We start from the raw sequence: 13,639 nt of genomic DNA, 5'->3' as shown, positions 1-13,639 counted from the left end.
TCAGCCCACTCATGTTGAGTGACGCGAATACTTATCACAGCTAACATTATGTTCTGTATAGTACTTTTACCACATGCCAACCAAACTTTGTTTTGACTAGGTGCGGTGTTATTAGCTCGCCATTGAAACAGACTTTATCAAAAGGGGGCACCATTTGACCTTTTTTGAACTCACCTAAGTTGCCACCATTTTTGGCTGATGGGCAGCTAGAATGTTTTTTGGCTAGCACATCAAACTTGGCGCCTTTATTGAGCTGCTTGATGATGTCTTCAGCTTGGGTTTGGTGTTTCACTAATATATGTAATGCTGCTGCAGTTTTGGCCATGATATCGGTCTTAGTTTCTCTGTGATTAGCAGATTATTATACCTGTTTCATTAGCTAAATTGGCAGTAGATCCTTGCACTAATGGATCTATTCAATCCCAATATAGGCAAATACTGTAAGGTTTGGACCTGTTAATGCCTAAATCTTGAGGCTTTATTACTGTAATTTACTGATATTAATGATGCTAATGATGATGTCTTTCATTATGTTATATCGCTACAACACGTTGAACTGACGCTGAGTGGCCAGAAAATTAGCTAATTGAGTATTACATGGATTACAGTATTGATCAGTTGGTAAAAAACGACGAGCACATAACAAAAAGGAAATTTTAATGCTTAAGCGAATCATACCCTTATGTATAGCGAGTGCGATAACTATGGCAATACCTGTTCATGCAGAAGAAGATAAATATATTTGGTTAGAAGATGTTGAAGGCGCTAAGCCAATGGAATGGGTTAAGCAACAAAATAGCTTATCTGCTACTCATATTAAGGCTTATCCAGGTTTTGATAAATTAGTCGCCAACAGCTTAGATATTTTAAACGATAAAGCCCGCATTCCTTATGCAACTCGTATTGGCGATTATTTGTATAACTTTTGGAAAGATGAAACCCACGAGCGTGGCATTTATCGGCGAACTACGTTAGCAGAATATGCTAAAGCCGAACCTAAGTGGGAAACCGTGCTCGATATCGATGCCTTGGGTAAAGCTGAGGACGTTAATTGGGTTTTCAAAGGCATTGAATGCCAATATCCACAGAACGAGCGCTGTTTTGTTTCATTATCTCGTGGTGGTGCTGACGCTGCTGAAGTGCGCGAATTTGATTTAACAACGAAAGCCTTTGTCGATAGTGCTCAAAAGCCATTTTTGTTGACCGAAGCAAAGTCGATGCTAAGCTGGATTGATAAAGACACTGTGTTGGTTGGTACTGATTTTGGCGATGCGCAAAGCATGACCGACTCTGGTTACCCAAGTGTGGTTAAATTGTGGAAGCGCGGCACTCCTTTATCTGCCGCTAAACTGGTCTTTAGAGGGGATAAAAAGTCAGTAGCCGTGTCGGGTTATGTGATGTTCGATGATAAAACCCCACTCAATATCGTCACAGAAAGCTTAACCTTCTACACAGCTAAACATTATGTCTATCAAGATAGTCAGTTAGTGTCGCTGCCTATTCCTGAAGATGCCGATTTGAAAGGTTACTTTAAAGGTCAGCTATATATTGAGCTAAAAAGCGATTTAGTCACCTCAAAGGGTACGTTCAAACAAGGTGCCATTGTTTATACAGCAGTTGATAAGCTCATTGCGCAAAAACCTGAGTTTAGTGAACTGGTATCGCCAACTGCGCACGCTTCAATTTCACAAGTAGCATTTAGTCAGAATGCTATTTTTGTGACTTGGCTGGATGATGTAAAAAGTAAACTCGTCCGATACATGCAAAACGATAAAGGTGAGTGGCAAAGCAAGCCGGTGCCATTTGAAGCCAATGGCACCTTAAGTGTGTTTGATGTAGAACGCGATAGTGATGACTTTTTTGTTAATTACACTAGCTTTTTAGAACCCGCTAGTTTATATCGCTTAAATGGCGCGAGCTTAAAAGCCGATAAAATTAAAGCCATGCCGCAACAATTTGACGCTGATAAATTTGTCACCCAGCAGTACTTTGTTAAGTCAAAAGACGGCACTAATATACCTTATTTTGTGGTGATGGCTAAAGACATCAAACTCGATAGCAGTAACCCTACATTACTTTACGGTTATGGCGGTTTTGAAGTGTCGCGTTTGCCAGCCTATTCGGCCACTATTGGTAAAAACTGGTTAGAGCAGGGCGGTGTTTATGTACTGGCTAACATTCGTGGTGGTGGTGAATATGGTCCTGCTTGGCACCAAGCAGCATTGAAGCAAAATCGTCATAAAGCGTATGAAGATTTTGAAGCCATTGCCGAAGACTTAATTGCTCGCAAGATTACTTCAAGCAAACATCTTGGTATTCAAGGTGGCAGTAATGGTGGTTTGTTAATGGGAGCAGCCTTTACCCGTCGTCCTGAGCTCTATAACGCAGTCGTGTGCCAAGTGCCGTTATTAGACATGAAGCGTTATAACAAATTACTGGCCGGTGCTAGTTGGATGGGCGAATACGGTAATCCTGATATTCCTGAAGAGTGGGCATACATTAAAACCTATTCTCCATATCATAATTTAAAACAAGGGGTTAAATACCCTAAAGTGTTTTTTACCACCTCAACACGCGACGATCGGGTTCATCCTGGACATGCGCGTAAAATGGTCGCAAAAATGGAAGATATGGGCATAGATGTGTTGTACTACGAAAATATTGAAGGCGGCCATGCTGGCGCGGCCGACAATACCCAAGCCGCTCAGTTAAGCTCAATGGTTTACGCTTACTTAATGCAGCAACTTCGTTAAATATAGTCGCTCTGTGATGAGTAAAAAGGGTTTCAGCAGTGCTGAAACCCTTTTTTTGTGTCTGACATTGATATGACTCGGCTCGAAACTCCGCATGTCTCAGTCGTACTCTTTTATGATAAAAAGAGCCGCAGTGTAGTGCTGCGGCAAAATAGCCTGAAGCTAATTGCAAGGGTGCTATTCTCGCCATTAGCTAGGGGGAGGCTAAATGACGATGACTTAATCTGCACTTATCAATTCAATTGCATTACTGGCAAGCGAGCCCTTAATTTGAATCGCAACCTTATAAATCATTGCGGCATTGGCCGATGCTTTACTTTGTAAGTCGAGGTCACTGACATTAAAAGTATATTTACCCGCAGTATCGGTTGCTTCTAATGTTCCGCTACAACTATCACTCCCTGCACCATCGCATTGATAGCTTTGAGTGACATGCCAACGTTTCCAAGCCTTAGGTTTTATCGATAGCGATGCTGGATCAGGAAAGCCAAAATAGACGATATCGTAATTGGCTACATCAATGAGGGCTTCGCCGTCATTATTGGCGACCGTGAATAATAGCGAGCCAGTGGTAGCATTAAATGTATCCAGGGTAACAACTACGCTGCTTGCATCATCAATACTAATGCCATCAAGAACTGGTGGTACAACAACTACTGGCGGCGTCACCACTGGCGGTACAACAACCACAGGGGGATCAATAACCGCGACATCGTCATCATTGTCACTATTACAGCCAAAGATTAGCAATGAACTGGCTAATATGGCGCTAAGATATTTAACATTCATCATGCGCTCCTTAATTGTAATGTCCGGTATGGCAGGTCGTGCATTCCATGTCGCTTTTCACACTGGCAGCAGAGCCCATCGTTTCGGTGACACCATGGCATGATTGACATGCTTGGGTTGTCGCCGATGGTTTCGCTTCTGCTAATACCGAAATATCCTCGCCGCCATGAGCTCGATTCAATAGATCGACAATGTAATAAGCCATAGTGGCAGATAGGCGTTTACAGCGTTCACCTTTTAATGCGAAAGGCTTTCCTGATGCCGCAGACCAATTACTAATGGATGAATGGCACAATGGGCTGTTAGCAATAGATGTTGCCCCCACTTCTAATGATTTTTCGGCTGTGGAGCCTATCCCTGCAATGAACTCAGCTGAAGATAAAGGCAAATCGTTGGTTTCATAGTAACGGAATGAAGCCCCAATAATCGCGTTGTTTTGGCCATTAATATCATCAAGAATGTTGATCAGCATGCCTGCTGCATTTAAGTTACCGCAAAGAGTACCTTGGCCTACCACGCCAGCCCAGCCGTAGCCGGCTAATGCTGTTGGGATAGTCGCAAACTTGTCAGCATCAATACTGGCCGATACCGCGAGCATAGTCACAATGGCGTGAAAGACTTGGTGCATACAACCGCCGCCAGTTTCATAGGCTAGCTTGGCAGTAGCCATGGCATCTAACGGTGCATATTTGAGTTTTTCTCCTAACGCTAAACGGTAGTTTCCATCTGCATCTGTAGCAGCAAATGCTGATGTACCTAAGAGGGTTGCCCCGGCTGCGGCGGTGCTTAATCCAATTATTTTTGTTAATGCTTGACGTCGATTTATGCTCATTTTGATCACCCTTATATCATCATTATTGTTGTGTTTAAGCGCTATGACTTCATATGGCTTAGGCTTGTTGTCATATTTTTGCTGGTCGGAATATCGACAGCAACTTGATGGCCTAACGATAAGCAATGGGGCGATTAAAGGTGTGATTTATGCCAGATAAAACGGCTTTTAAAATAATGTTCAATTGAGTGAATAAACTTGAACTTTGAAGACTAACTCGCCACAAAAAAAAGCCGTCTTTTGTGACAGAAGTCTGATCATTTATAGGATTTACGTACATTTATCTGAGTATTTATTGAAATTAACTGTATGAAATGATGTGACAAATATCGCAATTACATCAATCTTGACCACTATTAATTACAAAGAATAAGGAATTAAAGCGTGAAGATAGCAGGATCACAGATTTTATAAGATTTTCTGCATACACTTTAGCCATTATGTGAAGTATTGAGGCAGTTGGTATGCAATTGGGCCATTGCAGGTTTGATAGCGATAAAGGTGAGCTGATCAATCAGGAAAGTGGTCTGGTGTGGTCTCTTCCCAGAGCAGAGTTACATGTACTGAGATTATTAGTCGAGTATCAAGGCAAAGTCGTTGCTAAACCTATATTAGAGTCTGGCCATAAAGACGGTTCACATCTTAGTTCAGCGTCTGTTGCCAGAGCTATTTTTACATTGCGCTCATTTCTTGGGCCGCAACATGAAACACTTATTGAGACAGTAAAAGGCCAAGGTTATTTGCTCAGACATCACCGTGCCCGCAAAGAAACCCGTTACCAACGAAGACGTTTTACCATCAAATCTTTACCAGTATTGCTGGTGGTCATAAGCCTTTTTAGCGTATTGCTGCTTAGTCTATGGTGGTTTAATCGGCTTGGGCCCTCAATCAGTCCGACTATGCCACTGAGTATCGACACGGTAACCTTGGATTCTGGTCAGCAAGTTGAAATGATTTTATATTCGCCCTCAAACACCAATAATGAGTTGTTGATTGCTCAAGGGCAGCTGCTCACTCAGAGTCTATTACATTGTCATGAGACAGTATGGAATACAGTCTTTCTATCTTTATCTCACGATAAGCAGGTGCTGAACATTACCTTCAGAGGCGACTATTTTGGCCAGTCGATTATTCGTAACATCAAAATTAGCGATTTGCGCCAACCCAAGCGTTTTATCAATCCAGAGTGGCTTAAACAGGTGAGTATTTGTGATTCGTCACCAGTCCAGATCGCCTCTTCGCATCAATCTTGGAGGCGTTAGCATAATGGCAAGAAAAGGGTTATGGCTCATCAACAGTGTTATTTTGCTGTGTTTACTGGCTTGTATTGGGACTATTTACTCGCTCACATCTAAGGCGCCAAACTTTATGCTGAGTTGCAGTTCCGAACTGTTTAATCATCAAGCTGGCGAGGCAGACCATAATCATTACTTATTAGTTGATTTGGTCTCTAAAGATGGCTTGGCGCAAATTAACTATCGTTATTTCGATTTGTCCGGTAATTCAGCTGGAACGTTAGCGATGACTGGAAAAGTGAACCGAATTGATACTCAAAGGCAAATATACGATATTTTAGTGACCACAAAACAAGAGTATTTAGGCAGTAAAAATGTTTATAAACCAGAGCATTATGAGTATCTGTCGTATGTTAGTGGCATTAATTTAAATAAGAACGGTATGCATTCATTAACTATTCAGGTGCTAGAACGTGATGAGGCAAAAGACTATGTAGTGGTATTGTTTCAGCCTAGTAATACCGTATGTGGGTGTCGTTTAGTCAATTAAAGCTAATCTAACAGGCCGAGACTTAGTATCGGCCTGTTAGATTAGGTGTTGTATTTTTTATACTTTTATCGAATTTAACCTTACTTTTGGGGTGTGCGTTAACTCACCAACGGGCAAAATAGTACGCCCGTATTCGGCATTCAACACTTGCGCCATCGCAAAGTAAATAGCGCTTGCACCACAGAAAATACCTTCAAATCCGGCAATAGTGCCAAGCAATGCATTATCAGTAAAATCGCGCGCAGCCAGTAAGAAAAACAATATGGTTAATGAGCCAAATATTACTTGTTTTGCTCGAGGGTAGCGTAACGAACCCACAAACATAAAGGCTGTAAATGTGCCCCACAGGGTTAAATACCAGCCCATAAAGTGTGCTGGACTGGCCGCTACACCCATATTAGGCATTAAAATAATCCCCACTAAGGTTAACCAAAATAAGCCGTATGAGGTAAATGCCGTAGTACCAAAGGTATCGCCCCGCATAAAGCACATTATGCCGACAATCACTTGGCCAATGCCCCCGTAAAAGATCCCCATTGCGAGGATCATCGAGTCAATGGGGAAATAGCCAGCATTATGAATGTTGAGCAGTATGGTGGTCATGCCAAAGCCCATTAATCCTAATGGTGCAGGATTCGCTAATTTTGTAACCATGATGTTTCCTTAATGGAAAAATATAACGACCAAATAACGTCGCTAGAGATTAATTTGTACCCCGATTGGGCAAGGCGCGCATTTTAGAGAAAGCTTCAGCGGGTAGCAATAAGTGACAAGGGAGCCATGATGTTAGTAGTAAGATAGATATTATTATTTAAAAACAATAACTTAGTATTGCCTCGTGCGACAAGTGTGTTAAGTATATTAATATGTGAGTAATAAATTATTTAAATTCAATTAGATACAGAAAACACCTTCAACTGGTGTGATATTATTCAAGTCGTTGCTATTGCTGTGATGGGCCTCAAATATAAGGCTAAACTGTTGTCAAATCACCTAATGAAGTCGTTACTGCAGCAGGCTAATTTGTGACGTAAGCAACACTAACTGATTAAGTTTGTAGCGGCTTGCAAAAACAATATTTACTGCAAATTAATCGTTAACCTCTGCTCGAATTAACGAATGGGATAAATGCGCTAAAGTCAGTATCTATGACCTATTTTGTACCAAACGTGTGATTTGTGCCCCAGACCACAGACTAAATTTCTACTGCTAGTTAGTCTGTGGTGAGGTGTTAACTAAAACTACATCAAATAGGCCAACATTATTTTGGTTTATTTATCATCGGAGGTTATATGCAGCATAAGTTTATTACGACGGTCTTAGGGACTTTACAGCCCAATCTTTTGCAATCACTTGCTCAGGTAAGCCGTGAAATTGGCGCAAGTTGGGAGACCAGTAAAGTCATTAAACTCGATGGGCAATTTGTTGCAATGATGCGGGTGATGATAGATGCAGATAAAGAAACGCTATTAAAACAAACATTAGAGCAGAAGTTTAGCCAACTAACCTTTGTCTATGCTGAATTTGAAAGTGAATCGATACATTTTTCTCAAGAGTGTAAGCTCACTTTAGATTGCAGTGATCGTTCAGGGTTAACTCATGATATTAATGAAATTTTAGCGGATCTCGATGTCAGTGTTGATCACCAAGAATGCTACCGTGTACAAGTAACCAGTTTAGGCAAAACGGTATATAGTGCCAAGATGACGTTAAGATTACCTGAGAATGTAACCATCGCGTTGTTAGTCTCTCAACTTGAAACCTTAAGCGACAATATTCGCATCGGCATAGAAGACTAAAATACCTTGAACTAACGTCCACTATGGATTTAGCTCAAGGTGTAAACCATCATATTGAAAATAAACATATAGCGAGAAAGACGGTAGCTTTTTGAACCGTACTTGGCTTTAATCACTGCTTTGGCCTTGGGTTAAGGCAGTGATGCTTTATTGACGGCATTGACGATTTTATTGGCTGTGTCGCCATCAGCTAGGCTGCCAATGACAACCTGGTTGATGAGACTCTGCGGCAATTACACCGTCGGACGGTGCAAATCAAAGCGTAATTCTTCAGCAATACCATAATAAGCCGATGGGCCGCCGGCTCTAAATACCGGATCCGCTAATGCGGTTTGGTAGATACCTTCAGCGCTGAGTAAATGCTTGTCAATGTGTACTGCCACAACCTCTCCGAGCACTAACCAGCTATCAATTTTGTCACCATTTGCTGCCGTTAGTTGGATGCATTGCGACAGTTTACATTCGAAGCTAACAGGACTTTGTGCAATAAGATCGGCCTTAACAATATTACCTGCTATTGGCGTTAATCCGGCAAATTCAAATTCATCAGTACCATGAGGAAGTGCGGCAGATGTTTGATTCATTTGTACTGCTAGGTTACGGGTAGTGAGGTTCCACACAAATTCGCCAGTTTCAACGATATTAGCCACGCTGTCTTTCCAGCCGACACTGGCAAAACCGATAATTGGCGGATCATAGTTAAAACAGTTAAAGAAGCTATAAGGTGCAAGGTTGCGTTGGCCCTGAGCATTACGAGAAGAAATCCACCCTATTGGTCGCGGGCCTATAATGGCATTGAGCGGATTATGTGGCAGACCATGGCCTTTGCTTGGTTCATAAAAGTAGCGGTTATCAGTACTCATATCTTACCTTGTTTTATTGTTAAACGTGTCTGATGGTATCAAGTAGGTTAGTGGCAATAATATCAGTAAATCAGCCCCATTAAATTCATACTATCAGATCCATATGATGACTTTATTAGCCTAATGGTGATCTTTACTATCACGGGTTAAATGCCGTCCATAGTAATCGCAAACCAACGATGATCATTAAGCTAAGAATGATTTTTTTAAACTGTTTTTCGTCAAATTTATCCTGGATGCGTAGTCCCAATTTTACGCCAATCCAAGCGATAGGCGCTAACGATGCCGAGATTAATAAATTGCTCAGGTTAATTTGCCCCAACATACTATAGGGAATTAACTTAACTAAATTTATCACCGCAAAAAACACTACGGCAGTTCCCAAGTATTCTGTTTTAGCTAAACGCAGTGGGATCAGATAGGCATTTAATGGTGGTCCTCCCGCATGGGCAACAAAGCTGGTAAAGCCTGCAATGGTGCCGCACATTCTACCCATTAGCGCGGATGGTTTTCGTTGTGACCATTCACCTAATGTGAGGCCGTAGATGCCAAACCCTAATGAAATCACGCCAAGTATACCGCGTAAGTATTGTTCATTAAGTTGATCAAATAATAGATAAGCCACCACAATACCGACGATAGCAGCAGGCAATAAAATCCACAATTGTGCTGTATTTTGTTTCCCCCACCACGAGCGTACACTTAAAAAGTCCATATAAACGAGCAAGGGTAGCATCACTGCCGCAGCGGTTGCGGGGCTAATCGCTAATGCTAATAACGGCACAGTTAACCCGCCAGCACCACCAGCAAAACCTGATTTTGACATACCTGTGATTAATACTGCTGGAATAGCCACTAACCAAAATAATGGATCTGTTAACACCGACACTCCTGCGCCAATCATGATTATTGGCAATTAATAGTAGATAGTTAGAATTGGCAATTTGGATTATTAGGGAAAGATAATATCACTGCCTAATGGTATATGCTCAGCTGGTGAATAGCATATTTAATCTCAACTTAGGAGAAATGCGCGATGATCTAATTGAGCGAATAGTTACCCTAGGACGATATTGTACTGATCAATAATTATCTATTTACCCTTGTGGGTGCAATTAATTTATTATGATGTGAGACAATAATGTTGGTTAATTTTAGTTTTATGTTGAAAAGCGTTATTGCCTGATATCCTATTGCAAAATAACGTGATAATTTACGAATAAATGGAATTCACATCGTTAATGGAGGAACAATGCTGGCATTTTTGAGCGCTCATGGAAATGTGCCTTTTTCAATTGCACTGGTAATAGTGATCATGTTGGGCACGTTTGAGCTTATCGCAATGATTGCTGGTTTAAGCATTTTTAGCGCGTTAGACAACTCGTTATCAGTCGATATTGATACTGATGTCGATATGGATGCTGAAACGTCTATCACCGGCATGACAGGTTTATTGGGCTGGTTGTGCCTTGATCGTTTACCGCTGCTTATTTGGCTGGTGTTGATATTAAGTAGCTTTGCGATTGCAGGCTATGTAATTAACTTTACTAGCCTACAAATCTCAGCAGCACTACTGCCGCAACTTATCACTGTACCTATCGCGTTTATTATTACGCTTATTTCTAGTCATTTCCTCGGCAATGCTGTTGCTAATATTCTTCCTAAAAATGAAACCTCGGCGATTTCTGTTGACTCTCTTGTCGGTTGCGTCGCTACCATTACTCAGGGGCGTGCAGTTAAAGGCATGCCTACAGAGGCGGTGGCACGTGACGAATTTCAACAAAAACACTATGTATTAGTTGAGCCAGAACGCCTAGGTATTGAATTTGTCCGAGGCGCGGAAGTTGTACTGTTAGCTCGCAAAGGCAAGGTGTGGACGGCTGCACAAATTTAGTTAACTTAATAATAATCACTCTATATTTTCAAACGGTCATGCCATTGCATTGTGCTGACATGATCGAATTACTCTGTTGTATTTAAAAGGACATTAAATGGAAACCTTAACAAGCTTTGATTCTGGAAGCAGCTTTATCTTATTAATTGCAGGCCTAGTTATATTAGGTTTGATTGTAATAGGGCTTATTTTTGCCAAACTGTATAAACGCGCCAGCAAAGAAATGGCATTTGTGCGTACAGGCTTTGGCGGTGAGAAAATCATTAAAGATGGTGGCGCAATTGTACTGCCAGTGCTGCACGAAACGATTTCGGTCAACATGAATACTCTGCGTATTGAAGTCGAAAAAAACCAGAAAGATGCCTTGATCACCAAAGACAGAATGCGTGTGGATGTAAAAGCCGACTTTTATTTACGAGTTGCGCCGAATGCCGAAGGGATTTCTATGGCGGCACAAACCTTAGGCACTCGTACTAATCGTGTTGAAGAACTCAAAAAATTAATGGAATCAAAGTTTGTCGACGTATTACGTACCGTGGCAGCTGAAATGACCATGACCGAAATGCACGAGCAGCGCGCTGACTTTGTTCAGCGAGTGCAGAATAATGTCGCCAACGATCTTGAGAAAAACGGTTTAGAACTCGAATCTGTTTCACTGACGGGTTTTGATCAAACTGACTTGCAATTCTTTAATGAAAATAATGCTTTTGATGCCGAAGGTCGGGCACGTCTAGCTAAAATCATTGAAGAAAAACGTAAAGAAACCAACGATATTCAACAAGAAAACCGCATCAAAATTGAACAGCGTAATCTTGAAGCAGAAAAAGAATCGTTAGAGATTGAAAAGTCGGAAGAAGAAGCACGCCTCGCGCAGCAACAGTCACTTGAATTTAAACGTGCCGATCAAAAAGCTGAAATCATTAAACAAAAAGAAAACAAAGCCCGCGAAGAGCGTGAAGCCGAAATTGCTAAAGAGCGCGCAATTGAAACCGCTGAAATTGAAAAAACCAAAGACATCGAAACCCGTGAAATTGAAAAATATAAGTCTATTGAACAGTCACGCATTCAGCAGCAACGCGATATCGAAGTATCAGAACAAGACAAACGCATTGCCGTAGCCGCTAAGTCAGAAGAAGAGTCTGCTGCCCGTGCTCGCGCCGCAGAAGCGGAAAAAACTAAGGTAGAAAAAGAAGAAGCGGTGATAACAGCGCGCCAAACTGCTGAAGCTAATCGTCGTAAAGACATCGAAGTTATTGACGCCCGCAAAGAAGCTGAGCGCGACGCAGTAGGTGTTACTGTTAGAGCGGAATCAGAAAAAATTGCCGCGGAAGATAGAGCGAGTGCCATTTTAATTGAAGCGCGTGCCAGTGCAGACGCTAAGATGCTCAAAGCCTCAGCCGATGAGAAAATCTATGCAGTAGAAGCGGCAGGTAAGCGGGCGCAGTACGAAGCTGAAAACGTACTGAGCAACGAACAAATTGCCTTACAAAGATCATTAGCGATATTAAAAGCCTTACCTGAAATTGTCGCACAAGCGGTTAAACCACTGGAAAACATCGAAGGCATTAAGATTTTACAAGGCTATGGTACGGGTAATCAGTTTGGCAATGGTGAGAGTAACCCATCGCAAGGTGGTATTGCTGAGCAAGTGACAACCGCGGCATTAAATTATCGTGCCAACGCACCTGTTGTCGATGCCATGCTGCGCGAGTTGGGGCTAGTTAATGCAGAGTCAGGTAATTTAAACGACTTACTGACAGGCAATAATACACTGACATCTGAAGCGATTAATGCCATTCAATCGGCCAAAACAGACTTTAGTGTCGATGAAGTTACCCCTGGGGTTAATCCAGCCCAATAAGCTGATTACCCTATGGGTTTACATAACAGAGTGTTGTTATCTTGCCCTATAAATAATAAAAAGCGTCAATAGACGCTTTTTATTATTTACCTGACTGATGAGCATCACAACGCGATAAACCATAAATCAGTAACGCGGGTAAAATGGCTTTACTTTAACTTTGTGATACCAATTAACACGCAAATGATACCCCCTGCCATTCCTGCCCATGCTTCTATCGGTGTATCACCACTTAATGCCCTAGTAAATTGAGAGCTCGCTGAATCATAAATATTGTAGCCCCACAAAGCTAAAAAAATACCCGCAATGACAAGCACAATTCCGATAATTTTATTATTCATTCTTACTCCAGACTCTGATGACGTTATCCTTGATGGACCTAGTTGAATAGACCAATGTTAGTAGCCTCTATTATTAGCCATAAGACTGACGCTGCAAACGAAAAAATGGACATTTAAAAGGTACATTTACAGATAGTTTTCGTTAATGAGCAGATAAATGCTCGCGTGTATCGAGTTTATTGTCGTTCAAATAATACTGCTATAAGCTAAGTCATTGCTGGCTTTATCAATACCTCTATAAATGATTTTGGTGATTTTTATTGTGGTTTAAAGGCATTAAATTCACCTCTGATTTTTTCTATTCGCTCACGATTCACCCCAAAATCAGAACTGCCAATACGCGAAGCTGATCTAACATGTATGGTTATTTTATCCGCTGCGGTTGATGGGAAGTAAAACTCCACATCATCGACAAAGCGCATTATCTGCGAGGTAAACTCTACGCGAATATAATCGTCCTCAACCACAACGATATTGGCACGCTCTGCAGTCTTGAGTATGTGTAACAGGCGCACTTGTGCTTGCTGCTGGGTTCCGCTGAAATACAGCGGTGCGATAGCGTGCTCTTCATCTGCTGAGGTTTGTTGGCTATTAACGCAGTTTGGCGAATTAGGGCAGGGGGTCAATTGGCTATTATTGATGCCTAAGGTCGGTACAGTGCCAGAGCAGCCCATTAACAGCATCATGCTGAGTGTAATAATTGAAATCTGTTTGTACATTAT

Annotated in this window: 14 protein-coding genes; 6 read left to right on the top strand and 8 right to left on the bottom strand. The window is 41.6% G+C overall.

What is annotated here, in order from left to right; genetic code table 11:
- Positions 1–46 precede the first annotated feature (46 nt).
- Positions 47–325 carry a peptidylprolyl isomerase gene (locus tag H5114_RS17280; RefSeq protein ID WP_182696821.1) on the bottom strand — a complete coding sequence of 93 codons (279 nt, stop codon included), beginning with the start codon at positions 323–325 and terminating at the stop codon, positions 47–49.
- A 334-nt stretch (positions 326–659) separates the two neighbouring features.
- Here H5114_RS17280 and H5114_RS17275 point away from each other — a divergent pair, with 334 nt between their 5' ends.
- Positions 660–2,753, top strand: coding sequence for a prolyl oligopeptidase family protein (locus tag H5114_RS17275; RefSeq protein ID WP_182723601.1), 2,094 nt, complete (start codon positions 660–662; stop codon positions 2,751–2,753).
- 219 nt (positions 2,754–2,972) lie between these two features.
- On the opposite strand, the gene H5114_RS17270 is transcribed toward H5114_RS17275, so the two are convergent.
- Together H5114_RS17270 and H5114_RS17265 are read right to left on the bottom strand one after the other, a co-directional pair.
- Complete coding sequence (locus H5114_RS17270; RefSeq protein WP_124015217.1) at positions 2,973–3,542, bottom strand: hypothetical protein; 570 nt, start codon at positions 3,540–3,542, stop codon at positions 2,973–2,975.
- A gap of 10 nt (positions 3,543–3,552) precedes the next feature.
- A complete protein-coding gene (locus H5114_RS17265) occupies positions 3,553–4,374 on the bottom strand; it encodes a cytochrome C (protein ID WP_124015216.1) in 822 nt (273 codons plus the stop codon).
- A gap of 464 nt (positions 4,375–4,838) precedes the next feature.
- On the opposite strand from H5114_RS17265, the gene H5114_RS17260 reads away from it, so the two are divergent.
- Together H5114_RS17260 and H5114_RS17255 are read left to right on the top strand one after the other, a co-directional pair.
- Entirely contained in the window at positions 4,839–5,636 is a 798-nt protein-coding gene (locus H5114_RS17260; protein WP_182723600.1) for a helix-turn-helix domain-containing protein, read from the top strand.
- Positions 5,637–5,640: 4 nt separating this feature from the next.
- Positions 5,641–6,159 (top strand): hypothetical protein, encoded by a 519-nt coding sequence (locus H5114_RS17255; protein WP_182723599.1) that lies wholly within the window; start codon positions 5,641–5,643, stop codon positions 6,157–6,159.
- 57 nt (positions 6,160–6,216) lie between these two features.
- On the opposite strand, the gene H5114_RS17250 is transcribed toward H5114_RS17255, so the two are convergent.
- Positions 6,217–6,813 carry an acetate uptake transporter gene (locus tag H5114_RS17250; protein WP_124015213.1) on the bottom strand — a complete coding sequence of 199 codons (597 nt, stop codon included), beginning with the start codon at positions 6,811–6,813 and terminating at the stop codon, positions 6,217–6,219.
- Between the two features lie 638 nt (positions 6,814–7,451).
- Here H5114_RS17250 and H5114_RS17245 point away from each other — a divergent pair.
- Entirely contained in the window at positions 7,452–7,958 is a 507-nt protein-coding gene (locus tag H5114_RS17245) for a glycine cleavage system protein R (RefSeq protein WP_182696816.1), read from the top strand.
- A 233-nt stretch (positions 7,959–8,191) separates the two neighbouring features.
- Here H5114_RS17245 and H5114_RS17240 read toward each other — a convergent pair whose 3' ends face one another.
- The gene (locus H5114_RS17240) at positions 8,192–8,821 is read right to left on the bottom strand and encodes a flavin reductase family protein (protein WP_182696815.1); all 630 of its coding nucleotides are present in this window, start codon (positions 8,819–8,821) and stop codon (positions 8,192–8,194) included.
- A 139-nt stretch (positions 8,822–8,960) separates the two neighbouring features.
- Positions 8,961–9,704 (bottom strand): sulfite exporter TauE/SafE family protein, encoded by a 744-nt coding sequence (locus tag H5114_RS17235; protein ID WP_182723598.1) that lies wholly within the window; start codon positions 9,702–9,704, stop codon positions 8,961–8,963.
- A 369-nt stretch (positions 9,705–10,073) separates the two neighbouring features.
- On the opposite strand from H5114_RS17235, the gene H5114_RS17230 reads away from it, so the two are divergent.
- Both H5114_RS17230 and H5114_RS17225 read left to right on the top strand, forming a co-directional pair.
- Positions 10,074–10,715, top strand: coding sequence for a YqiJ family protein (locus H5114_RS17230; RefSeq protein WP_124015209.1), 642 nt, complete (start codon positions 10,074–10,076; stop codon positions 10,713–10,715).
- Between the two features lie 97 nt (positions 10,716–10,812).
- Positions 10,813–12,576, top strand: coding sequence for a flotillin family protein (locus H5114_RS17225; RefSeq protein WP_182723597.1), 1,764 nt, complete (start codon positions 10,813–10,815; stop codon positions 12,574–12,576).
- A 149-nt stretch (positions 12,577–12,725) separates the two neighbouring features.
- Here the strand turns inward: H5114_RS17225 and H5114_RS17220 are convergent, their stop codons facing one another.
- Both H5114_RS17220 and H5114_RS17215 read right to left on the bottom strand, forming a co-directional pair.
- Positions 12,726–12,917, bottom strand: a complete 192-nt coding sequence (locus H5114_RS17220; protein ID WP_124015207.1) for a DUF3185 family protein — start codon at positions 12,915–12,917, stop codon at positions 12,726–12,728.
- Between the two features lie 257 nt (positions 12,918–13,174).
- Positions 13,175–13,636 carry a DUF1499 domain-containing protein gene (locus H5114_RS17215; protein ID WP_182723596.1) on the bottom strand — a complete coding sequence of 154 codons (462 nt, stop codon included), beginning with the start codon at positions 13,634–13,636 and terminating at the stop codon, positions 13,175–13,177.
- Between the last annotated feature and the right edge of the window lie 3 nt (positions 13,637–13,639).

This window comes from Shewanella sp. SR43-8 (genome assembly GCF_014163775.1).
Classification (GTDB): Bacteria; Pseudomonadota; Gammaproteobacteria; order Enterobacterales; family Shewanellaceae; genus Shewanella; species Shewanella vesiculosa.
Note: the sequence above shows the minus strand (reverse complement) of the source record. Positions and strands in the feature narration are given on the sequence as shown.

Coding starts and splice junctions, on each gene's coding strand:
- H5114_RS17280 (WP_182696821.1), bottom strand. CDS start 325: ATGGCCAAAACTGCAGCAGCATTACATATATTAGTGAAACACCAAACC.
- H5114_RS17275 (WP_182723601.1), top strand. CDS start 660: ATGCTTAAGCGAATCATACCCTTATGTATAGCGAGTGCGATAACTATG.
- H5114_RS17270 (WP_124015217.1), bottom strand. CDS start 3,542: ATGAATGTTAAATATCTTAGCGCCATATTAGCCAGTTCATTGCTAATC.
- H5114_RS17265 (WP_124015216.1), bottom strand. CDS start 4,374: ATGAGCATAAATCGACGTCAAGCATTAACAAAAATAATTGGATTAAGC.
- H5114_RS17260 (WP_182723600.1), top strand. CDS start 4,839: ATGCAATTGGGCCATTGCAGGTTTGATAGCGATAAAGGTGAGCTGATC.
- H5114_RS17255 (WP_182723599.1), top strand. CDS start 5,641: ATGGCAAGAAAAGGGTTATGGCTCATCAACAGTGTTATTTTGCTGTGT.
- H5114_RS17250 (WP_124015213.1), bottom strand. CDS start 6,813: ATGGTTACAAAATTAGCGAATCCTGCACCATTAGGATTAATGGGCTTT.
- H5114_RS17245 (WP_182696816.1), top strand. CDS start 7,452: ATGCAGCATAAGTTTATTACGACGGTCTTAGGGACTTTACAGCCCAAT.
- H5114_RS17240 (WP_182696815.1), bottom strand. CDS start 8,821: ATGAGTACTGATAACCGCTACTTTTATGAACCAAGCAAAGGCCATGGT.
- H5114_RS17230 (WP_124015209.1), top strand. CDS start 10,074: ATGCTGGCATTTTTGAGCGCTCATGGAAATGTGCCTTTTTCAATTGCA.
- H5114_RS17225 (WP_182723597.1), top strand. CDS start 10,813: ATGGAAACCTTAACAAGCTTTGATTCTGGAAGCAGCTTTATCTTATTA.
- H5114_RS17220 (WP_124015207.1), bottom strand. CDS start 12,917: ATGAATAATAAAATTATCGGAATTGTGCTTGTCATTGCGGGTATTTTT.
- H5114_RS17215 (WP_182723596.1), bottom strand. CDS start 13,636: ATGTACAAACAGATTTCAATTATTACACTCAGCATGATGCTGTTAATG.